We start from the raw sequence: 20,653 nt of genomic DNA, 5'->3' as shown, positions 1-20,653 counted from the left end.
CGGCCGTCCTCGACGAGGACGGCCGCGTCGCGCACGATGCCGAGCGGCGCGCCCTCGCGGTCGGCGCCGGGATCGTTCGTGACGAGCTCGCCGATGTTCGTCAGCAGCATCCGCCGCCCCGCACCTCTGTCGGTCATGCGTCCATCATGGGCACGTTCAGGCCGCGGTCGCGCGCCACCTCGACGGCGCGGTCGTAGCCGGCGTCGACATGACGCATGACGCCGGTGCCGGGGTCGTTCACGAGCACGCGTGCGATCTTCTCCGCGGCGAGGTCGGTGCCGTCGGCGACGACGACCTGGCCCGCGTGGATCGACCGGCCGATGCCGACGCCGCCGCCGTGGTGGATCGACACCCACGTCGCGCCCGACGCGGTGTTGAGCAGGGCGTTGAGCAGCGGCCAGTCGGCGATCGCGTCGGAGCCGTCGGCCATGGCCTCGGTCTCGCGGTATGGCGAGGCGACGGAGCCCGAGTCGAGGTGGTCGCGACCGATCACGATGGGTGCCGAGAGTTCGCCCGACGCGACCATCTCGTTGAACTTCAGGCCGGCGAGGTGGCGCTCCTTGTAGCCCAGCCAGCAGATGCGCGCGGGCAGGCCCTCGAAGTGGACCTTCTCGCCGGCCTGCTCGATCCAGCGGCGCAGGTGCGCGTCCTCGGGGAACAGCTCGAGGATCGCCCGGTCGGTCGCCGCGATGTCGGCGGGGTCGCCCGAGAGCGCCGCCCAGCGGAACGGGCCCTTGCCCTCGGCGAACAGCGGCCGGATGTAGGCGGGCACGAAACCCGGGAAGTCGAAGGCGTGCTCGTAGCCGCCGAGCTCGGCCTCGCGGCGGATCGAGTTGCCGTAGTCGAAGACCTCGGCGCCGCGCGCCTGGAAGCCGACCATGGCCTCGACGTGCGCGGCCATGGACTTCCGGGAGAGCTCGGTGAACTCGTGGGGGTCGGATGCCGCGAGCGCATGCCACTCCGAGACGGAGACGCCCATCGGGAGGTAGGACAGCGGGTCGTGCGCGCTGGTCTGGTCGGTCACGATGTCGATCGCGACGCCGCGCTCGAGCAGCTCGGGGAACACCGACGCCGCGTTGCCGACGACACCGACGCTGAGCGCGCGCCCCTCGGCCTTCGCGGCGAGCGCGCGCTCGACCGCGTCATCGAGCGACGGCGCGACCTCGTCGAGGTAGCCGTGCTCGACGCGACGGGTGAGCCGCATCTCGTCGACGTCGACGATGAGCACGGCTCCGCCGTTCATCGTCACGGCGAGCGGCTGCGCGCCGCCCATGCCGCCGCAGCCGGCGGTGAGCGTGAGCGTGCCGGCGAGCGAGGCGGTCGCGACCTCGTCGGCGCTCGCGCCGCGCTTCGCGGCGAGCGACCGTGCGACAGCGCCGAACGTCTCGTACGTGCCCTGCAGGATGCCCTGCGTGCCGATGTAGATCCACGACCCCGCGGTCATCTGCCCGTACATGGTGAGGCCGAGCTGCTCGAGGCGGCGGAACTCGGGCCAGGTGGCCCAGTCGCCGACGAGGTTCGAGTTCGCGATGAGCACGCGGGGCGCCCACTCGTGCGTGCGGAAGACGCCGACCGGCTTGCCCGACTGGACGAGGAGCGTCTCGTCGGGCTCGAGCTCGCGGAGGGTGCGCGTGATCGCGTCGAACGCCTCCCAGTTGCGGGCGGCCTTGCCGGTGCCGCCGTAGACGATGAGGTCCTCGGGGCGCTCGGCGACCTCGGGGTCGAGGTTGTTCATGAGCATGCGCAGCGGCGCCTCGGTCTGCCAGCTCTTCGCCGAGAGCTCGGAGCCGCGTGCGGCGCGGACGGTGCGGGGGCCGGCGACGGCGTCGGCCTCTGTGGGTGCGGCAGTGGTCATGTTCCGATCCCACACCCTCGCGGGGCCGCCGACAACGGATGCCACGTCGCCCGTGTCCGGGATCCCGGACACCGTGCCCCGGCGCGCCGGAGGCCCCGGCTTCGAGGTGCGGCGTCGCCCTCGGGACTCAGCCGAGGCTGACGCCGCGGGCCGCCATGAACGGGATCGCGTCGGTCGCAGTGCCGTCGATCCGGATCTCGTAGTGGAGGTGGCAGCCCGTCGAGGCACCGGTGCTGCCGACCGCGCCGATCAGTTCGCCGGCTTCGACGACCTGGCCCTCCGCGACGAGGATGCCGCCGTCGCGCAGGTGCGCGTAGCCCGTCGTGACGCCGTCGCCGTGGTCGATGAGGATCCAGTTGCCGTAGGACCCGCTCGCGCCGGCCACGACCACGACGCCACCGGTCGCGGCGAAGACGCCGGTGCCGCACTGCGCGGCGATGTCGGTGCCGCGATGGAACTCGTTCACGCCGGGCAGAGGCTTGTCGGGGCGAGGGCCGAAGCCGTCGGTGATCGACCCGAACACCGGCGATGCCCATCCCTGCTCGCTCAGCTGACCGCCGTCGATCGGGACGGTCTCGAAGGTGGCGACCAGGTCGGAGGCCGCGAGTCGCGTCTGCGCGCCGTTCAGCGCGGCGCGGGCCGCGGCGACGACGCCCTCGGCGACGACCACGTCGTTCTCGAACCGATCGATCGGGATGGCGTCGACCGCCTCCCAAGCGGCGGCGGCGCGCTCCTCGGCGGCGGTCGCATCGGCGTCACGTCGCTCCGCGATCGCGCGGAGCCGTTCGGAGTCCCCGGCGAGCTTCTGCACGCGCTCCATGCCCGCCAGTCCCGCGAGCAGGTCCTTGCCCGAGCCCATCGCCGCGGCCATCGATCGCAGCGCCGCACCGTCGCCCTCGACCGCGTCGAGGTAGACGCTCGCGGCGGTCTCGGCGACGTGGCGGGCCTCGGCCGCCTGCTCGTCGAGCCGTTCGGCCACCGCACGCGCGACGCTCCGCGTGCTCCGCGCCGAGGCGAGGGCGGACTCGGCGCTCCGGAGTTCGGTCATGGCGCGGTCGAGCTTGGTTCGGAGACCGGCGACCGCCGCCGTCTGCGACGAGTTCGTGCCGACCGTCGTGACTTGCAGCATCCGCGCGACGGGGCCGTCTCCGACGAGCACGAAGGGCGCCGTGACGCCCGAGCTGTACTGCGTCGGCGATGGCGACGGGCTCGGAGTCGGCGTGGGCGTCGGGGTGGGCGTGGGCGTCGGGGTGGGCGTGGGCGTCGGGTCCGGCGTGGGCGTCGGGTCCGGCGTGGGCGTCGGGGTCGGCGTCGGCTCGGGAGTCGGATCCGGGGTCGGCGCGGGATCGGGCGTCGGCTCGGGATCGGGCGTCGGGTCGGGCGACGGTGCCGGCTCGGTCGGCGCGGGCTCCGTCGGCGCGGGATCCTCCGTCGGGGTCGGCTCCGGCGTCGGGGTCGGCTCCGGCGTCGGATCGGCGGTCGCCTCGGTCGTCGACTCCGAGGTGGCGGTCGTGCCCTCGGCCTCGCTCGAGACCGACGTCGTGTCGAGTTCCTCGGCGGCGGCCGGCGCGACGGCTGACATGCCGAACAGCAGGCCACCGGCGATCACCGCGACCGCAGCGGTGCACCTCCGGGCGGGCCTCGCTCGGAACGGGTCTCGCTCGTCGACGTCTCGGGTATGGAACATAGGGCTTCCTGGGTCCGGCAACCATGCCGGCACCCCCCAAGTCTGCCCTGCTTGCCGGAGGGCGCACAAGGACCGGATTGCCCTCGGTGGTCCCCCGTTCGGGGCGCAGGCCGTCCGTGGGGTCAGGCCACCGTCGTGACGGCTCCTGCGCGATCGAGCACCGCGCCCGACCGGACCGCCTCGACGACGCGCTCGATCTCGGGCGAGAGGAAGCGATCCTCACCCGGAATCGCGCCGGTCGAGGCGACGAGGTCGACGACCGCGCCGTTCGCCGTGCCCGGCTCGAGCGGGGCCCGGAGCGCGAGGCCGCGAGCGGCCGTCATGACCTCGATCGCGACGACCCGAGTGAGCCCGTCGAGCGCGCGGCGGAGCTTGCGCGCGGCGGCCCAGCCCATCGACACGTGATCCTCCTGCATCGCCGATGAAGGGATCGAGTCGACCGACGCGGGGGCGGCGAGCCGCTTGAGCTCCGACACGATCCCGGCGGCGGTGTACTGCGCGATCATGAGCCCCGAGTCCACGCCCACCTCGTGCGCGAGGAACGGCGGCAGCCCGTGGTTGCGGGCCTTGTCGAGGAACCGGTCGGTGCGTCGTTCGCTCATCGAGGCGACGTCCGCGACCGCGATCGCGAGGAAGTCGAGCACGTACGCGACCGGAGCGCCGTGGAAGTTGCCGTTCGACTCGACGCGGCCGTCGGGGGTCAGCACGGGGTTGTCGACGGCGCTCGCGAGCTCGGCGTCGGCGACGGATGCCGCGTGCGCGACCGTGTCGCGGGCGGCTCCGTGCACCTGCGGCGCGCAGCGCAGCGAGTACGCGTCCTGGACGCGCGTGCACTCGGGGCCCTTGTGGCTCGCGACGATCGGCGATCCCGCGAGCAGGTGCCGGATGTTCGCGGCGGAGACCGCCTGGCCGCGCTGCGGCCGGAGCGCGTGGAGGTCGGCGGCGAACACGGCGTCGGTGCCCATGAGCCCTTCGACGCTCATCGCGGCGGCGACGTCGGCCGTCGCGAGCAGCATCCGCAGGTCGTGGATCGCGAGCGCGAGCATGCCGAGCATGCCGTCGGTGCCGTTGATGAGGGCGAGGCCCTCCTTCTCGCCGAGGTGCAGCGGCGCGATGCCGGCCGTGGCGAGTGCCGACGCGGCATCCGTCGGCGCGGTGTGCGGGCCGTCGGACTCGGTGCCGCGCACGCGCACCTCGCCCTCGCCCATCGCGACGAGGGCGCAGTGGGCGAGCGGCGCGAGGTCGCCCGAGCACCCGAGCGAGCCGTACTCGCGGACGACGGGGGTGATGCCGGCGTTCAGGATCGCGGCGTACGTCTCGGCGGTCTCGCGGCGCACGCCGGTGCGACCCGTCATGAGCGTCGAGAGGCGCAGCAGCATCAGGGCGCGCACGACCTCGCGCTCGACCTCGGGGCCGGAGCCCGCGGCGTGCGAGCGCACGAGGCTCGCCTGCAGCTGCGCGCGGCGGTCCTCGGCGATGAAGGTCGTTGCGAGCGCGCCGAACCCGGTCGAGATGCCGTAGTGCGGCTGCGGGTCGGCGGCCAGGTCGTCGATGATCGCGCGGCTCGCGGCGACCGCGTCGAGCGCGGCGGGGTCGAGCTCGACGCGGGCGTCGTGGCGGGCGACGGCGACGACGTCGTCGATCGAGAGCGGTCCGACGCCGACGGTGACGGATGCCGCGGTGCGGGCGGGTGCGGGCGCGATGGTGCTCATACGTCCGATTCCACACCGTTCCCGCGCGCTCCGGGACGCGGGAGAGTACGCTGCCGTCCGGGATACCGGACGGAGGGACGTGGAGCATGTCGGACGCATCGAAGGTGCCCGCCGCAGACCAGGTCCTGCGGATCCTCACCCACCTCGCTGCGCAGCGCGGGCCGGTGCCCGCCGCGTCGATCGCGACCGCGCTCGGACTTCCGCGCTCGACGACCTACCACCTGCTCGCGGTGCTGCAGGAGCGCGGATTCGTGGTCCACCTGCCCGAGGAACGACGGTACGGGCTCGGCGTCGCCGCGTTCGAGCTCTCGAGCGGGTTCAGCCGCCAGCAGCCGCTCACGCGGCTCGGCCGCCCGCTCGTCGCGGCGCTCGTCGACCGCCTCGGGGAGTCCGGCCACCTCGCCGTGCTGCACGGACGCGACGTGCTCTACCTCGTCGAGGAACGCGCCCCGCGGCGGCCGTCGCTCGTCTCCGACGTGGGCGTGCGACTGCCCGCGCACCTGACCGCCTCCGGCCGCGCGATGCTCCAGGCCCTGCCGCCCGCGCAGCTCCGCGCGCTCTACCCCGACCGCGCGGCCTTCGCCGACCTGCCGTCGACGACGGATGCCGCGCCCTGGACGTACTCGCGTCTGAAGTCCGTGCTCGCCGAGGCACGCGCGGCAGGAGTGGCGGGCGAGCACGGCGAGGTCACGCGAGGGCTGGCATCCGTCGGCGCGCCCGTGCTCGACCACGTCGGCTGGCCGGCCGCGGCGATCGCGGTGACCTTCGCCGAAGGCGCGCCCGACGAACTCGTCGACACCGCGGGCGCGGCGGTGATCGATGCCGCGGCGACGCTGTCGCGCCGGATCGGCGCGCGCTGAGCGGGCCGGAGGCCGGCGATCAGCCCGCTCGTGACGGGACGAGCCAGCCCCGGAGCATCCGCGTCACCCGCGGCAGCACCCAGTACGTCATGATCGGCGTCAGGACGAGGGTCGTGACGAGGACCCGGAGCACGAGCGGCACGTCCTCCCACCACGGCGCGAGCGCGATGAGGAGTGAGAACGCGAGGTTCACGGGGAAGAACCCGAGCCAGATGCTGACGGCCTGCTTCCAGCGCGGCGGGGCGGGCGGGAGCGCCCCGTCAGCCGACCCCGGGTCATCCGCCACCGCCGGGACCGAACCCGTCGCCGGGTCGTCGAACCAGCCCTCGATGCCCGTCCGGCGCTTCGCCTTCTCGGCGCGCACGAACCCGCGGCCCATCTCGAGCCACCAGGAGCGCTCGGGCGAGCGCTCCCACGCCTCGAGGGTCTCCTCGTTCGCGAATCGGTAGAGCATGTGCCACACGTCGGAGTCCTCGCCCGCGCGCACCCAGCCCGAGCCGAGGAACCCCGGATAGCGGTTGGCGAGGTTCACGCCGGTCTGCACCCAGACCGTCGCCTCCGCGATGCGGTCGGGATCGACCTCGCGGCGGATCGACACGGTGATCGGTTCGGTGGCCATGCGTCCATCACAGCGCATGCGTGTGTCGTGCGCATCGCACGTGCTCGTGGAGGCCGGATCCCCCGCGCCGGAGGGGCGGTCAGCCGAGGTGCGCGTGCAGGAAGGCGGCGACGCGTTCGCGCAGGCCCTCGTCGAGGATGCCGATCGAGTGCGCGTCGCCGGGCACCACCGCGAGCTCGACCTCGACGGCCGACGCGCCCAGCGTGTCCGCGAGCCGCTGCGACTGCGCGAGCGGGACGACCTCGGATTCGGCGTGCCCGATGAAGAACGGCGGATCCGTCGGGTCGACGTGCGCCGTCGCCGACGCCTCGATCGCCTGCGGGCACGCCTCGTCGGGCGTGCCGGGCTCGCACGCGAGGAACTCGCCGACGATGCCGCGGAGCCAGTCCGATGCGGCATCCGCATCGAGCTCGGGCAGCCCGAGGCCCACCGGGCCCGAGAGCTCGGCCACTGCCGCGACCCGCGAGCCCACGTCGAGGGGCCCCTCGCCCAGCGTGCCGAGCAGCGCGGCGAGGTGGCCGCCGGCCGACCCTCCGAACACGCCGATGCGCGCAGGATCGAGGTCGAACCGCTCGAGCTGGTCGGGCTCGCGCAGCCACGCGACCGCGGCGGCGACATCGTCGACCTGCGCCGGATACGCGGCGTCGGGCACGAGCCGGTAGTTGACGGATGCCGCGACGAATCCCTCGCTCGCGAGCCAGAGGCACACCTTCCGCCAGTCGGAGTTCGCCTTGTCGCCGCGCGCCCAGCTGCCCCCGTGGATCGAGACGACGGCGGCGTTCGAGCCGGCGATGGCGGATGCCGCCGGGCGGCACACGTCGAGCGTCAGGACGGTGCCGTCCTCGGCGACCGCGTACTCGAGGTCGGCGTCGACGCGCAGGTCGGTCGGCGCCTCGAACGTGCGGATCCCGATGATCTCGCTGCCGGCGACCTCGCTCGAGGCCTGGCGTGCGCTCGGGTCGAGTTCGCGCAGCGGCTGGTGGAACGCCGAGGCCACGGCGGCGACCGCGAGGGCGGCGCTCACGGCGAGGGCGATCCGCACCGGCCGGCGACGCCGGCTGCCGCGGAAGCCGGAGAGTCGGGTCATGGGTGGGGGCTCCGGGTTCTGGGTGAGGCGATGCTACCCCAGCGCCGCCGCCCGGAAGGCACCGGCCCGAGCGGTGTCGGACGCACCGGCACGCGGCGTCGGCCGGCGTCGGCGCGCGCCGCTACGCTCGACGGGGCCTGCACGGCCGCCGGCCCGGACCCTCGACCCGCACCGTTCGGCCGCCTCTCGGCCGACCCGCTCCCGACCCGATCCCGAATGGACCCGTGACCCGACTCCGCCGAACCCCCGCGACCCCGAACCGCCCCGCACGCCGGACCCTGGGAATGCTCCTCGGCGTCGGGCTCGCGCTGTCGCTCAGCGCCTGCTCGGCGGACGAGCTCGTCGACGTCCTCGACGCGATCGTCGTCGAACTCGACGGCGAACCCGCGATCCGGCCGGCCGATGCGCCGGGGGACCCGGACGCGTCCGACGCGACGTCGGTCGAGCGGGGACTGACGGCGGCCGAGTGGGAGGCGGCGCTGTCGGACCTCGCGTCGTTGCCCGTCAAGGGACGCGCGGCCATGACCGGCTACGAACGCGACGCGTTCGGCCACGGGTGGATCGACGTCGACCGCAACGGGTGCGACACGCGGAACGACGTGCTCGCGCGCGACCTCGACGACCCCGACCGGCCCCAGGGATGCCGCGTCCTCTCCGGGATCCTCGACGACCCGTACACCGGCTCGCTCATCGAGTTCGTGCGCGGCGAGGGCACGTCGCAGCTCGTGCAGATCGACCACGTCGTCCCCCTCGCGAACGCCTGGGTGACCGGCGCGCAGCAGCTCACCGAGGAGGAGCGCGTCGCGTTCGCCAACGACCCGCTGAACCTGCTCGCGGTCGACGGTTCCGCGAACCAGCAGAAGGGCGCCGGCGATGCGGCCACGTGGCTGCCCGCGAACCGCTCCTTCCGATGCGAGTACGTCGCACGCCAGGTCGCCGTCAAGGCCGCGCACGACCTCTGGGTGACGCCGCCCGAGCGCGATGCGATCGAGCGCGTGCTCGACGGGTGCCGTCCGGCGGCGTGAGGCGGGCGCCCGGCCGGGCCGGCGCTACTCGCCCACGGCGAGCGGGCGTTCGTCGAGCAGGTCGGCGCCGAAGCCGACGAGGGACTTCGCCATGCAGATGCTCGCGGGCGCGCCGACGTAGCGGCCGAACGGTGCCACGCGACGGTAGCCGTGCTTGGCGTAGAGCGCCTGCGCCGGCAGGTGCTGCGTGCCCGTCTGCAGCACGAGCTCCCGGATGCCGCGCGCACTCGCATCCGTCTCGACCCGATCGAGCAGGCGGCTCGCGATACCGGTCCCGCGCGCGGGCTCGTCGACGTACATGCGGGCGATCTCGGCCCGCCCGGCGCCGTGCGCGCCGTCGTCGATGAGGGCGATCATGCCGACCGCCGTGCCGTCGTCGTCGCGGGCGACGTACACCGTGACCCCCGGCCGGGTGAGCTCGCCCGCGTCGAGCTGCAGGCACCCGTCGCCCGCGGGGTAGAGCGCACGCGAGTACGACGATCCGGCCTCGAGCAGGCGCGTGACTCCGGCCGCGTGCGGCGGCTCGACGGAGATCGACGGCGGTGTGGTCACGACGAGAGCGTACGGCAGTCGCGTTACCGCTCCGTTACGTTCCTGCGGCGGAATGCGACGTGAAGGGGATTCACAGGAGGGTGTCCGGTATCGTTGGGAGGTCGGTTCTGGACACCGTGCACGTCGCACGGATGGGTTTGTGAGTCTCGAGGGCCGGTTCCACGCGCAGTCCGCGCGCGGATAGACACCGTATGTGAACGGCCCCGGTCGACGAAGCTCCCGGGTTCTCAGTCGTGCCGCGCGATCGCGCGGCCGGTTGCCATGTACACGCAATGCAACCCAGGAAGCCCCGATGCCCAAGAACAAGAAGCCCGCCGGCGGTCGCCCCGCCAAGAACTTCGACCCGTCGTACGCGAAGAGCTCGCGCCGCAGCACCCCGCGTGCCGGCGGTGCGCAGAAGCCCGGCTCGCGCAGCCCGGGCCACCGCGGGTACCGCCAGGAGGAGGCGGCGCCCAAGGAGCGTTGGACGCGCGATGAGCGCGTCGCGAGCGGCCGGGCGCCGCACCGTGCGGAGCGTGCCGGACGCGACGAGCGCGTCGGACGCGACGACCGCGCGCCGGGTCGGTACGACCGTGACGACCGCGCGCCGCGTCGTGACGACCGTGCGCCGCGCCGGTACGACCGCGACGAGCGTGCGCCTCGTCGTTTCGACCGCGATGAGCGCCCCGCGCGTTCCTTCGACCGCGATGACCGTGGGGCCCGCCGGTCCGACCGTGACGAGCGTCCCTCGCGTCGCTTCGACCGTGATGACCGCCCTGCCCGCTCGAACGGTCGTGACGACCGTGCGCCGCGTCGCTTCGAGCGCGACGAGCGTCCCGCGCGTTCCTTCGACCGCGATGACCGTGGGGCCCGCCGGTCCGACCGCGACGAGCGTCCCTCGCGTCGCTTCGACCGCGACGACCGCGCGCCCCGCCGATCCGACCGCGACGAGCGTCCCTCGCGTCGCTTCGACCGCGACGACCGCGCGCCCCGCCGGTCCGACCGCGACGAGCGTCCCGGCCGATCGTTCGACCGCGAGGAGCGTGCGCCGCGCCGCAGCCGCGAGTTCGACCGCCCCGGCTTCCGCGACTCCGAGCGCCGTCCGTCGTCGTTCTACCCGGCGAAGGACCGGGCGGAGCGCAGCGATCGTACCGAGCGCTTCGCGCCGTCCGACGACGTGGTGCTGGAGCGCCTCGAGGCCGACGCCATCCAGGCCGGGCAGGTCGACGGCGTCCGCTTCGCCGACCTCGGCCTCGGCGGCAACATCGTGCGCGCCCTGAGCGACCTCGGCGCCGAGTCGCCGTTCCCGATCCAGGCGGCCACGATCCCGGTCGTGCTCGAGGGCCGCGACGTCCTCGGACGCGGACGAACGGGCTCGGGCAAGACCATCGCGTTCGGCGCGCCGACCGTCGAGCGCCTCATGCAGGACTGGGCCGCCGCCGGCAAGTCGGGCGGCAAGCGCCAGATGGGGCGCAAGCCCCGGGCCCTGATCCTCGCGCCGACGCGCGAGCTCGCCCTGCAGATCGACCGCACCGTGCAGCCGATCGCGCAGAGCGTCGGCCTCTTCACGACGCAGATCTACGGTGGCGTGCCGCAGGGCCGCCAGGTCGGTGCGCTGCAGCGCGGCGTCGACATCGTGATCGGCACCCCGGGTCGCATCGAGGACCTCATCGAGCAGGGTCGCCTCGACCTCTCAGAGATCAGGATCACCGTCCTCGACGAGGCCGACCACATGTGCGACCTCGGGTTCCTCGAGCCCGTGCAGCGCATCCTCCGCCGCACCGCCGAGGGCAGCCAGAAGCTCCTCTTCTCGGCGACGCTCGACACGGGCGTGGCCGCGCTCGTCGACGAGTTCCTCGTCGACCCGGCCGTGCACGAGGTCGCGGGCGAAGACCAGGCCTCCGGCACGATCGAGCACCGCGTGTTCGTCATCGACAACCGCGACAAGCGCGACATCGTGGCCCGCCTCGCCGACCGCAACGGCAAGACGCTCATCTTCTCCCGGACCCGCGCGTTCGCCGAGGACCTGACGATGCACCTCGAGGACGCCGGCATCTTCGCCGTCGCCCTGCACGGCGACCTGAACCAGGCCAAGCGCACGCGCAACCTGCACCAGCTGACGAGCGGCCGGGTCGACGTGCTCGTCGCGACGGACGTCGCCGCCCGGGGCATCCACGTCGACGACATCGACCTGGTCATCCAGGCCGACGCGCCTGACGAGTACAAGACCTACCTGCACCGCTCCGGCCGCACCGGCCGTGCCGGTCGCGAGGGACGCGTCGTCACGCTGACCCCCCGGAACCGCCAGCGTCGCCTCGCCGAGCTCCTCGACCGCGCCGAGATCGAGGTCGACTTCGAGGACGTCCGTCTCGGCGACGAGCTGCTCAGCGACCTCGGCCCGATCCGCACGGCGGCCCCCGCCGCCGCGGTCGCCGCGGCCGACGAGGACGCGCCCGACGGAGCCGACGCCCCCGTCGCGTAACGCCGCTCCGCGGCATCCGCCTGCCCCCATCGCACGAAGGCCCCGACCCCCCGGTCGGGGCCTTCGTGCTTCCATGCGACGCGCAGTCCATCGGCACGTCCCGATCGAGCGGGCAACGGCGCACCGCGCCGGGCAGGCACGGCGATACACCCTGAACAGGGGATGCGGCAGCCTCGGCGACTCCCTAGACTTCGGCCACGCGAATCCGTTGCGGGTCGCATGATCGAGGGGGCGGCGATCATGGTCGTCGAACAGCGTGGAGCCCGGGCCGATGGGCGAGCGTCCGGCTGACGGCGCTCGACGGCTCGTCGTCGCGGGGGACCGGGGCGGCGAGGTCATCGTCATCCCGCCGAGGGTGTCCCTCGTCGGTCGCGACGAGACGGCGGACATCCGGCTGCCCTACCAGGGCGTGAGCCGGCGCCATCTCGTGATCGATGCGACCGGACCTGCGGTCGTCGTCGTCGACCAGCAGTCCCGGAACGGCACCTGGGTGAACGGTCGACGCCTCGAGGGGCCGTCCGTGCTGCGGTCCGGTGACCGCGTGACGGTCGGCACGGTCCAGTTGCAGTACGAGGTCGGCGAACCCGGGTCGCCGGGAGCCGGCGGGCCGCGCCGCGCCCAGCCGGGATCAGGTGACGTCTACGCCTCGACTCGAGACCAGTTCATCGCCGCGGGGAACCAGACATGGAACCAGACCATCCACGTCCGGGCCGATGACGATCCGAGCGACGAGATCTTCCAGGGCCGCGGGCCGGGCAGGGTCATCGCGATCATCGGCATGATCGTCTCGCTCGGGGGGTTCGGCTGGGCCGCCTTCACGCTCTTCTCCACGGCGGCCTACGACGGCCCCGGCATCCCGGAGTTCCCGGTGCAGTTCGGGTACGCCTTCGGGCTGTTCGCCCTCGGAGGTCTCATCGCGAGCGTCGGCACCGGGATCTCGCGCGCTCAGCGACGCAGACAACAAGAGAGGGGATGATGACGATGGGTGCATTCGAGGGGGCGAGCTTCCACGCCGGCCGCGACCAGTACATCGCCGCGGGGGACCAGCACATGACCGTGCAGTCGATCACGGTCGAGTCGACCCTGGCCGAGATGCGGCCCACCATCGACTCGCTGCGTCGCGACGCCGAGCAGCTCCTCCCGCCCGATGCGTACGGCCGCGTGAGCGAGGAGCTCGACGGCATCGCGAAGGACATGGACGGCCCGGAACCCGACCGTGCGAAGGCCGCCTCGCGCCTCGACAAGGTCGTCGAGACGGTGAAGAAGGGCGGAGCGTTGGTCGAGGCCGGTACGTCGATCTTCGAGAACATCGTGAAGGTCGCGACGTGGATCGGCCCGCTCGCGGCGGGCGTGCTCGGTCTCCTCAATTGACGGCATCGGCCTCCTCGGCCGCGAACCGCGGGCTCGACTCGACCGGTCGACGCGCCGGCCGACTGGCGGACGGGGCATCCGTTCGGCATACTTACTGACTGAACGGTCGGTTGTGAAAGCAGCCGGAACGGATGACGCGGACGCCGCCGGGCGGCGTGCGGCGGTCCCGACAACGCGGTCAGGAGCAGAACATGGCGGACGCCTATCTCGTCGGCGGAGTGCGGACCCCGGTGGGTCGGTACGGGGGCGCGCTCGCGGGCGTGCGACCCGACGACCTCGCGAGCCTCGTCGTCGGCGAGGCGATCCGCCGCGCCGGACTCGAGCTCGACGCGATCGAGGAGGGCGCGATCGACGAGGTCATCCTCGGCGCCGCGAACCAGGCCGGCGAGGACAACCGCAACGTCGCCCGCATGTCGGTGCTGCTTGCCGGACTCCCCGACTCCGTGCCGGGCATCACCGTGAACCGCCTCTGCGCGTCGGGCATGTCGGCGATCACCATGGCCGCGCAGGCGATCCGCGCGGGCGACGCGGACCTCATCGTCGCCGGCGGCGTCGAGTCGATGACCCGTGCGCCGTGGGTGCAGGCCAAGCCCGAGAAGCCGTGGGCGAAGCCCGGCGACGCCTACGACACGTCGATCGGCTGGCGCTTCCCGAACGCGAAGCTCCTCGCCCGCGACAAGGCCACCTTCTCGATGCCGGAGACGGCCGAGGAGGTCGCGCGTGTCGACGGCATCACGCGCGAGGACGCCGACGCCTTCGCGCTCCGCAGCCAGCAGCGCGCCGCCGCCGCGATCGACGCCGGCCGCTTCGAGGCCGAGATCGTCGGCGTGCCGACGGCGCGCGGCGAGGTCCTCGTGGACGAGGGCCCGCGACGCGACACCTCGCTCGAGGCCCTCGCCGGACTCCGCCCGGTCGTGAAGGGCGGCAGCGTGGTCACCGCCGGCAACTCGAGCTCGCTGAACGACGGCGCGAGCGCGATCGTCGTCGCGAGCGCGTCGGCCGTCGAGCGCTACGGCCTCACCCCGCGCGCGCGGGTCGTGGTGGGCACCTCGGCCGGCCTCGCGCCAGAGATCATGGGCCTCGGCCCCGTCCCCGCGACCGAGAAGGCGCTCGAGCGCTCCGGCGTCTCGCTCGACGACATCGGCTCGATCGAGCTCAACGAGGCGTTCGCGACGCAGTCGCTCGCGTCGATGCGCCGACTCGGACTCGACCCCGAGCGGGTCAACGCCGACGGCGGGGCCATCGCCCTGGGGCATCCGCTCGGCTCGTCGGGTGCCCGGCTCGTCGTCACGCTGCTCGGCCGCATGGAGCGCGAGGGCTCGCGCTACGGTCTCGCCACCATGTGCGTCGGCGTCGGGCAGGGCAGCGCCCTGATCGTCGAGGGGGTGCGATGAACGCGCCGGATGTCGCGGCGTCGCCCGACGCGCCGCAGCCGCTCCTCGTCGAGCGACGCGACGACCGCGTCGTCGCGACCCTGAACCGACCCGACAAGCGCAACGCGATCGACCAGGCCACGATCGACGCCGTCCACGCGCTGTGCGCGGAGCTCGAGGCCGAACCGCGCATCCTGATCCTCACCGGAACGGACGGCGTGTTCGCGTCGGGCGCCGACATCGCGCAGATGCGCGAGCGCACCGCCGCCGACGCCCGCGCGGGCATCAACGCGAACGCGTTCATCCGCATCAACGAACTGCCCATGCCCGTCATCGCCGCGGTCGACGGCTGGGCGCTGGGCGGCGGCGCCGAGCTCGCGTTCGCGGCCGACATCCGCATCGCCACGCCCGACGCGAAGTTCGGCAACCCCGAGACCGGACTCGGCATCATCCCGGCGGCCGGGGCGACCTGGCGGCTCAAGGAGATCGTCGGCGAGGCCCGCGCGGCCGAGCTGCTCCTCACCGGGCGGATCGTCGACGCCGCCGAGGCGCTCTCGATCGGGCTGATCACGGCGGTGCACCCGACCGCCGACCTCCTCGACGAGGCGCACGCGATCGCCGACCGCATCGCGAAGAACGACCCCGCGGCGACCATGGCGACCAAGCGCGTCATGCGAGCGCCGCGCACCGACCACCCGCACGTCGACCTCGAGGAGCAGGCGGTGCTGTTCGAGAGTCCCGAGAAGCACCGCCGCATGACCGAGTTCCTCGAGCGGCGGTCGAAGAGGAGCGCGAAGTGAACGACACGAACACGACGGCACCGCAGCGGGTCGGCGTCCTCGGAGGGGGCCGCATGGGCGCGGGCATCGCGCACGCCTTCCTCCTCGCGGGATCCAACGTCACCGTCGTCGAACGGGACGCGGACGCCGCCGAGGCGGCCCGCACGCGCGTGCTCGACTCCGTGGCGGCATCCGTCGCCCGGGCCACGACCGACGAGACCGCCGACGCGCTCGGCGCGCGGTTCGGGGTCGCGACCGACGTCGCCGACTTCGCCGGATCCGACCTCGTCGTCGAGGCGGTGCCGGAGGACCTCGACCTGAAGGTCGACGCGCTCACCCGCGTCGAGGCCGTGCTGGGGGCGGATGCCGCGCTGGCGTCGAACACGTCGTCGATCTCGATCGACGGGCTCGCGGGCCGGCTCGATCGACCCGAGCAGTTCCTCGGCCTGCACTTCTTCAACCCCGTGCCCGCGTCGGCGCTCGTCGAGATCGTGCGCGGCGCCGCCACCGACGGCGCGCTCGTCGAGGAGGCGCGCGGCTGGGTCGAGGCGATCGGCAAGGCCCCGATCGTCGTCCACGACGCTCCGGGCTTCGCGTCCAGCCGGCTCGGCGTCGCGCTCGGCCTCGAGGCGATCCGCATGCTCGAGGAGGGCGTCGCCTCGGCCGAGGACATCGACACCGCGATGGTGCTCGGCTACAAGCACCCCGTGGGCCCCCTGCGGCTCACCGACCTCGTCGGTCTCGACGTGCGGCTCGGCATCGCCGAGTACCTCGCGGGCGAGCTCGGCGACCGATTCGAACCGCCCGCCCTCCTGCGACGCATGGTCGCCGAGGGCAAGCTCGGTCGCAAGACCGGCGAGGGCTTCCACCTGTGGGACGCGCAGTGACGCGCGTCGCCGCCACGACCGACACGACCGAGGAGACCCAGATGACCGGCATCCTGCCCAGCTACGTCCGCGACGCATGGTGGACGCCCGACGCGTCAGCCGAGGCATCCGCCACCGAGGTGCGCGACGCGTCGACCGGCGAGCTCGTCGCGCGCGTCTCGACCGAAGGGCTCGACCTCGGCGCCGTGCTCGAGCACGCGCGCACCGTCGGCCAGCGCTCACTGGGCGAGCTGACGTTCCACCAGCGCGCCGTGCTGCTGAAGCAGATGGCGCTCGCGCTCACCGAGCGCAAGGCCGAGCTCTACGAGGTCTCGGCCCGCGCCGGCGCCACCAAGCGCGACTCGTGGGTCGACATCGACGGCGGCATCGGCGTGCTCTTCACCTACTCGTCGAAGGGGCGTCGCGAGCTGCCCAACGCGAAGGTCGTCGTCGACGGACCGGTCGAGCCGCTGTCGAAGGACGGCTCGTTCATCGGCCGGCACGTCTACACGCGACTGCCCGGTGTCGCCGTGCAGATCAACGCGTTCAACTTCCCCGTGTGGGGCTCGCTCGAGAAGTTCGCGCCCGCGTTCCTCGCCGGCGTGCCGACCGTCGTCAAGCCCGCGACGCCGACCGGCTACCTCGCCGAGGCGTTCGTGCGCATCCTCGTCGAGTCGGGGCTCCTGCCGGCGGGCTCGCTGCAGCTCGTGTCCGGCAGCGTGCCCGACCTGTTCGACCACCTCCGCGTCGGCGACCTCGTCGGCTTCACCGGGTCGGCGTCGACGGCCGAGCGCCTCCGCGCGCACGACTCGGTGCAGACCGGCGGCGTGCGCTTCACGAGCGAGACCGACTCGATCAACGCCTCGGTGCTCGGCACCGACGCCGTGCCCGGCACGCCGGAGTTCGACGCGTACGTCGCGCAGCTCGTCGTCGAGATGACCTCGAAGGCCGGGCAGAAGTGCACGGCCATCCGCCGTGCGATCGTGCCCGCCGGATCCGTCGACGCGGTCGTCGACGCCGTCCGGGCGCGACTGGCCGCGAAGGTCGTCGTCGGCGACCCGCGCACCGAGGGCGTCACCATGGGCCCGCTCGCCTCGCTCGCACAGCGCGACGAGGTACTCCGGCAGGTGCGCCGCCTCCAGGAGGCCGGCGGCGAGCTCGTGATCGGCTCGACCGACACGCCGGAGGGCGTCGACGCCGACGGCGCCTTCGTCGCGCCGATGCTCCTGAGCTTCACGGATGCCACGGCCGACGCGGTGCACGAGGTCGAGGCGTTCGGCCCCGTGGCATCCGTCATCGCCTACGACACCATCGACCAGGCGGTCGACCTCGTCGCCCGCGGAGGCGGCTCGCTCGTGACGAGCGTCGCCACCCACGATCCGGACGTCGCGGTCGCACTCGCGTCCGGGATCGCCGCGATGAACGGCCGCCTCCTCTTCCTCGACCGCGACGACGCGCGCACGTCGACCGGCCACGGCTCGCCCGTGCCGCACCTCGTGCACGGCGGCCCCGGCCGCGCCGGCGGCGGCGAGGAGCTCGGCGGCATCCGCGCCGTGCACCACCACATGCAGCGCACGGCCGTGCAGGGCTCGCCCGCGATGCTCACCGCCCTCACGGGCGTCTGGCATTCGGGCGCCGAGGCGCGCCCGTACGCCGAGACCGGTGAGGCGCACCCGTTCCGGAAGTCGCTCGCGGAGCTCCGCATCGGCGACCAGGTCGCGTCGGCCTCGCGCACCGTGACGCTCGAGGACATCGAGACGTTCGCGCAGTTCACGGGCGACACGTTCTACGCGCACATGGACGAGGCGGCCGCGGCCGCCAACCCGTTCTTCCCGGGGCGCGTCGCGCACGGCTACCTGCTCGTGTCGTGGGCCGCCGGGCTCTTCGTGGACGCCGCGCCCGGGCCGGTGCTCGCGAACTCGGGACTCGAGAACCTGCGCTTCATCACGCCGGTGTCGCCCGGCGACGAGATCCGCGTCGAGCTCACGGCGAAGCAGATCACGCCGCGCGAGACCGACGAGTACGGCGAGGTGCGCTGGGACGCGGTGCTGAAGAACCAGCGGGACGAGCTCGTCGCGACGTACGACGTGCTGACGCTCGTCGCGAAGGAGCAGGCGGACGAGGGCGAGGCCGAGGCCGACGACGCGACGGTCGAGGCGGGCGCCCAGCCGCAGCCGGCCTAGTCCCCTCGATCAGCCGCGCAGCGCGAGCGCGAACGGGAGCACCTCGGTCGCGCCCGCCCGGCGGAGCTCGCGCGCGGCGATCGTGAGGGTCCAGCGACTGTCTGCGAGGTCGTCGACGAGCAGCACGCCGCCGGCGGGCACGTCGAGGCCGTCGGCGGAGAAGCGGCTCCAGACGCCCGCGAGCCGGAACGCGCTGTTGCCCCCCGGGCCGCCCGTCGGACCGCCGTCGACCGGGGCGAGCTCGCCGAGGTACGGCAGCCGACCGACCTCGGAGAGCCCGCGTGCGAGCGACCCGACGAGCTGCGGGCGCGAGCGCGAGGGCACGGATGCCACGGCCACGGGCCGCTCGCTCCAGCCCCATTCGGCGAGCACGCGCACGCACGCGTCGAGCACGCGCGGCGGCAGTGGTGCATCCGGCGCGTTCGGCGCGAAGAGCTCCCGCAGCGTCGACCCCCAGCCGAGGTCGGTCAGCCGCGCGAGCGCGCGGCCCTCGGCGGCCTGCTCGCCCGGCGCGATGCGCCCCTTCACGGGCACGCCGAGCCGGTCGGCGCCGGTCGGCCACGCGCGGCGCGGCTCGATCGGCACCCCGACGCGGTCGAGCGCGCTCGCGGCGGCGGACGCGGCCTCCGCATCGACCTCGCCCGGGTACCAGGCGCCCGCGCACCGGTCGCAGCGCCCGCACGGCGCCGCCGTGTCGTCGTCGAGGGATCGCTGGAGGAAGGCCATGCGGCATCCGTCGGTCTGCTCGTACTCGAGCATGTGGCGCTGCTCGGCCTCGCGCTCCTCCGCGATGCGGCGGTAGCGCTCGGCGTCGTAGCTCCACGGCGCACCGGTCGCGATCCAGCCGCCCTGCACGCGCCGCACGGCGCCGTCGACGTCGAGCACCTTCAGCAGCAGTTCGAGCGGGGTGCGGCGGATGTCGACGCGCGCCTCGAGCGCGGGCGTCGAGAGCGGCACATCGGAGAGCTCGTCGATCACGCGTCGCGCGCGCTCCTCGTCGGGCATCGACGCGGTCGCGAAGTAGTGCCAGATCGCCGGGTCCTCGCGACCGGGCAGCAGCAGCACGTCGGCGTTCTCGCTCGCGCGACCGGCACGGCCGACCTGCTGGTAGTACGCCACGGGCGACGAGGGTGCGCCGAGGTGCACGACGAAGCCGAGGTCGGGCTTGTCGAAGCCCATGCCGAGCGCGCTCGTCGCGATGAGCGCCTTGACCTCGTTGCGCTTGAGCATGCCCTCGGACTCCTCGCGCTCGTCGGGGTCGGTCTGCCCGGTGTAGGCACGCACGTCGTGGCCGCGCTCGCGCAGCACGCGCGCGGTGTCGACCGCCGCCGAGACGGTGAGGGCGTAGACGATGCCCGAGCCGGGGAGGTCGTCGAGGTGGTCGATGAGCCACGCGAGCCGGCCGGTCGAGTCGGGCAGTCGGAGCACGCCGAGCCGGAGCGAGGACCGGGCGAGCGGCCCGCGGATCGTGAGCACGTCGGTGCCGAGCTGCTCCGCGACATCCGCCACGACCCGGCTGTTCGCGGTCGCCGTCGTCGCGAGCACGGGCACGTCGGCCGGGATCTCGGCGATGAGGTCGCGCAGGCGACGGTAGTCGGGCCGGAAGTCGTGACCCCAGTCGCTGATGCAGTGCGCCTCGTCGACCACCAGCATGCCGAGCCGGCGCACGAGCGAGGGCAGCTGCTGCTCACGGAACGACGGGTTGTTCAGCCGCTCGGGCGAGACGAGCAGCACGTCGACCTCGTCGGCGTCGAGGCGGGCGAGGACCTCCCGCCACTCGTGCGCGTTGGCCGAGTTGATCGAGACGGCCCGCACGCCCGCGCGCTCGGCGGCCGCGACCTGGTCGCGCATGAGTGCGAGCAGCGGGGACACGAGGATCGTCGGGCCCCCGCCGCGGCGGCGGAGCAGCAGGGTCGCGACGAAGTACACGGCCGACTTGCCCCAGCCCGTCCGCTGCACGACGAGCGCCCGTCGGCGGCCGGCGACGAGGGCCTCGATCGCCTCGAACTGGCCGTCGTGGAACTCGGCGTCGTCGCGGCCGACGAGCTCGCGGAGGGCGGCGAGCGCCTCGGCGCGGAGGTCGGTGGTCGTGGTCGGGTCGGGGGAGGGCATGCGTCCAGCCTTGCGCATGCGGCTGACAGGCGCGCGAGGTCGGCCGGCAGGCGGGCACCGGGTCGCGCGGGCTCGACCGCGGGCGACCACCCGCTGGCCGGTCCGCGGACC

16 protein-coding genes are annotated in these 20,653 nt (G+C 73.7%); 9 read left to right on the top strand and 7 right to left on the bottom strand.

Features of this window, described 5'->3' with window-relative positions:
- Positions 1-133: 133 nt before the first annotated feature.
- From hutU to hutH, 3 genes are all read right to left on the bottom strand, one after another.
- Positions 134-1,855 (bottom strand): urocanate hydratase, encoded by a 1,722-nt coding sequence (hutU, locus tag ACFVHK_RS07840; protein ID WP_376928315.1) that lies wholly within the window; start codon positions 1,853-1,855, stop codon positions 134-136.
- A 127-nt stretch (positions 1,856-1,982) separates the two neighbouring features.
- Positions 1,983-3,542, bottom strand: a complete 1,560-nt coding sequence (locus tag ACFVHK_RS07835; RefSeq protein WP_376928314.1) for a M23 family metallopeptidase — start codon at positions 3,540-3,542, stop codon at positions 1,983-1,985.
- Between the two features lie 122 nt (positions 3,543-3,664).
- A complete protein-coding gene (gene hutH, locus ACFVHK_RS07830) occupies positions 3,665-5,254 on the bottom strand; it encodes a histidine ammonia-lyase (protein WP_376928313.1) in 1,590 nt (529 codons plus the stop codon).
- A gap of 86 nt (positions 5,255-5,340) precedes the next feature.
- Between hutH and ACFVHK_RS07825 the strand changes: the two genes are divergently transcribed.
- Entirely contained in the window at positions 5,341-6,114 is a 774-nt protein-coding gene (locus ACFVHK_RS07825) for an IclR family transcriptional regulator (RefSeq protein WP_376928312.1), read from the top strand.
- Between the two features lie 19 nt (positions 6,115-6,133).
- On the opposite strand, the gene ACFVHK_RS07820 is transcribed toward ACFVHK_RS07825, so the two are convergent.
- Positions 6,134-6,733 (bottom strand): antibiotic biosynthesis monooxygenase, encoded by a 600-nt coding sequence (locus tag ACFVHK_RS07820; protein ID WP_376928311.1) that lies wholly within the window; start codon positions 6,731-6,733, stop codon positions 6,134-6,136.
- Positions 6,734-6,812: 79 nt separating this feature from the next.
- On the bottom strand, positions 6,813-7,820 hold the full coding sequence (locus ACFVHK_RS07815) for an alpha/beta hydrolase fold domain-containing protein (protein WP_376928310.1): 1,008 nt from the start codon (positions 7,818-7,820) through the stop codon (positions 6,813-6,815).
- Between the two features lie 224 nt (positions 7,821-8,044).
- On the opposite strand from ACFVHK_RS07815, the gene ACFVHK_RS07810 reads away from it, so the two are divergent.
- Positions 8,045-8,845, top strand: a complete 801-nt coding sequence (locus ACFVHK_RS07810) for an HNH endonuclease family protein (RefSeq protein ID WP_376928309.1) — start codon at positions 8,045-8,047, stop codon at positions 8,843-8,845.
- Between the two features lie 24 nt (positions 8,846-8,869).
- Here the strand turns inward: ACFVHK_RS07810 and ACFVHK_RS07805 are convergent, their stop codons facing one another.
- Positions 8,870-9,397, bottom strand: coding sequence for a GNAT family N-acetyltransferase (locus ACFVHK_RS07805; RefSeq protein ID WP_376928308.1), 528 nt, complete (start codon positions 9,395-9,397; stop codon positions 8,870-8,872).
- 292 nt (positions 9,398-9,689) lie between these two features.
- On the opposite strand from ACFVHK_RS07805, the gene ACFVHK_RS07800 reads away from it, so the two are divergent.
- The 7 genes from ACFVHK_RS07800 to paaZ all read left to right on the top strand — a co-directional run bounded on the left by ACFVHK_RS07800 (position 9,690) and on the right by paaZ (position 18,430).
- On the top strand, positions 9,690-11,858 hold the full coding sequence (locus tag ACFVHK_RS07800; protein ID WP_376928307.1) for a DEAD/DEAH box helicase: 2,169 nt from the start codon (positions 9,690-9,692) through the stop codon (positions 11,856-11,858).
- Between the two features lie 271 nt (positions 11,859-12,129).
- On the top strand, positions 12,130-12,834 hold the full coding sequence (locus ACFVHK_RS07795) for an FHA domain-containing protein (protein WP_376928306.1): 705 nt from the start codon (positions 12,130-12,132) through the stop codon (positions 12,832-12,834).
- A gap of 5 nt (positions 12,835-12,839) precedes the next feature.
- Positions 12,840-13,229 (top strand): hypothetical protein, encoded by a 390-nt coding sequence (locus ACFVHK_RS07790; RefSeq protein WP_376928305.1) that lies wholly within the window; start codon positions 12,840-12,842, stop codon positions 13,227-13,229.
- 191 nt (positions 13,230-13,420) lie between these two features.
- The gene (locus tag ACFVHK_RS07785) at positions 13,421-14,623 is read left to right on the top strand and encodes a thiolase family protein (RefSeq protein ID WP_376928304.1); all 1,203 of its coding nucleotides are present in this window, start codon (positions 13,421-13,423) and stop codon (positions 14,621-14,623) included.
- The gene (locus ACFVHK_RS07780) at positions 14,620-15,402 is read left to right on the top strand and encodes an enoyl-CoA hydratase/isomerase family protein (RefSeq protein ID WP_129233620.1); all 783 of its coding nucleotides are present in this window, start codon (positions 14,620-14,622) and stop codon (positions 15,400-15,402) included. The genes ACFVHK_RS07785 and ACFVHK_RS07780 overlap by 4 nt, the downstream gene beginning before the upstream one ends.
- On the top strand, positions 15,399-16,268 hold the full coding sequence (locus ACFVHK_RS07775) for a 3-hydroxyacyl-CoA dehydrogenase family protein (RefSeq protein ID WP_376928303.1): 870 nt from the start codon (positions 15,399-15,401) through the stop codon (positions 16,266-16,268). Before ACFVHK_RS07780 ends, ACFVHK_RS07775 begins: the two co-directional genes overlap by 4 nt.
- A 41-nt stretch (positions 16,269-16,309) precedes the next feature.
- Positions 16,310-18,430: a phenylacetic acid degradation bifunctional protein PaaZ gene (gene paaZ / locus ACFVHK_RS07770; RefSeq protein ID WP_376928326.1), complete on the top strand. Its 2,121-nt coding sequence runs from the start codon at positions 16,310-16,312 to the stop codon at positions 18,428-18,430.
- Positions 18,431-18,439: 9 nt separating this feature from the next.
- On the opposite strand, the gene ACFVHK_RS07765 is transcribed toward paaZ, so the two are convergent.
- Entirely contained in the window at positions 18,440-20,542 is a 2,103-nt protein-coding gene (locus ACFVHK_RS07765; protein ID WP_376928302.1) for a RecQ family ATP-dependent DNA helicase, read from the bottom strand.
- Positions 20,543-20,653 lie beyond the last annotated feature (111 nt).

It is taken from the genome of Agromyces binzhouensis, assembly GCF_042672355.1.
Classification (GTDB): Bacteria; Actinomycetota; Actinomycetes; order Actinomycetales; family Microbacteriaceae; genus Agromyces; species Agromyces binzhouensis.
This window is presented reverse-complemented; position numbering and strand designations above follow the sequence as displayed.

Excerpts from the sequence above, each read along its gene's own strand:
- hutU (WP_376928315.1), bottom strand. The coding sequence starts at position 1,855 with ATGACCACTGCCGCACCCACAGAGGCCGACGCCGTCGCCGGCCCCCGC.
- ACFVHK_RS07835 (WP_376928314.1), bottom strand. The coding sequence starts at position 3,542 with ATGTTCCATACCCGAGACGTCGACGAGCGAGACCCGTTCCGAGCGAGG.
- hutH (WP_376928313.1), bottom strand. The coding sequence starts at position 5,254 with ATGAGCACCATCGCGCCCGCACCCGCCCGCACCGCGGCATCCGTCACC.
- ACFVHK_RS07825 (WP_376928312.1), top strand. The coding sequence starts at position 5,341 with ATGTCGGACGCATCGAAGGTGCCCGCCGCAGACCAGGTCCTGCGGATC.
- ACFVHK_RS07820 (WP_376928311.1), bottom strand. The coding sequence starts at position 6,733 with ATGGCCACCGAACCGATCACCGTGTCGATCCGCCGCGAGGTCGATCCC.
- ACFVHK_RS07815 (WP_376928310.1), bottom strand. The coding sequence starts at position 7,820 with ATGACCCGACTCTCCGGCTTCCGCGGCAGCCGGCGTCGCCGGCCGGTG.
- ACFVHK_RS07800 (WP_376928307.1), top strand. The coding sequence starts at position 9,690 with ATGCCCAAGAACAAGAAGCCCGCCGGCGGTCGCCCCGCCAAGAACTTC.
- ACFVHK_RS07795 (WP_376928306.1), top strand. The coding sequence starts at position 12,130 with ATGGGCGAGCGTCCGGCTGACGGCGCTCGACGGCTCGTCGTCGCGGGG.
- ACFVHK_RS07790 (WP_376928305.1), top strand. The coding sequence starts at position 12,840 with ATGGGTGCATTCGAGGGGGCGAGCTTCCACGCCGGCCGCGACCAGTAC.
- ACFVHK_RS07785 (WP_376928304.1), top strand. The coding sequence starts at position 13,421 with ATGGCGGACGCCTATCTCGTCGGCGGAGTGCGGACCCCGGTGGGTCGG.
- ACFVHK_RS07780 (WP_129233620.1), top strand. The coding sequence starts at position 14,620 with ATGAACGCGCCGGATGTCGCGGCGTCGCCCGACGCGCCGCAGCCGCTC.
- paaZ (WP_376928326.1), top strand. The coding sequence starts at position 16,310 with ATGACCGGCATCCTGCCCAGCTACGTCCGCGACGCATGGTGGACGCCC.
- ACFVHK_RS07765 (WP_376928302.1), bottom strand. The coding sequence starts at position 20,542 with ATGCCCTCCCCCGACCCGACCACGACCACCGACCTCCGCGCCGAGGCG.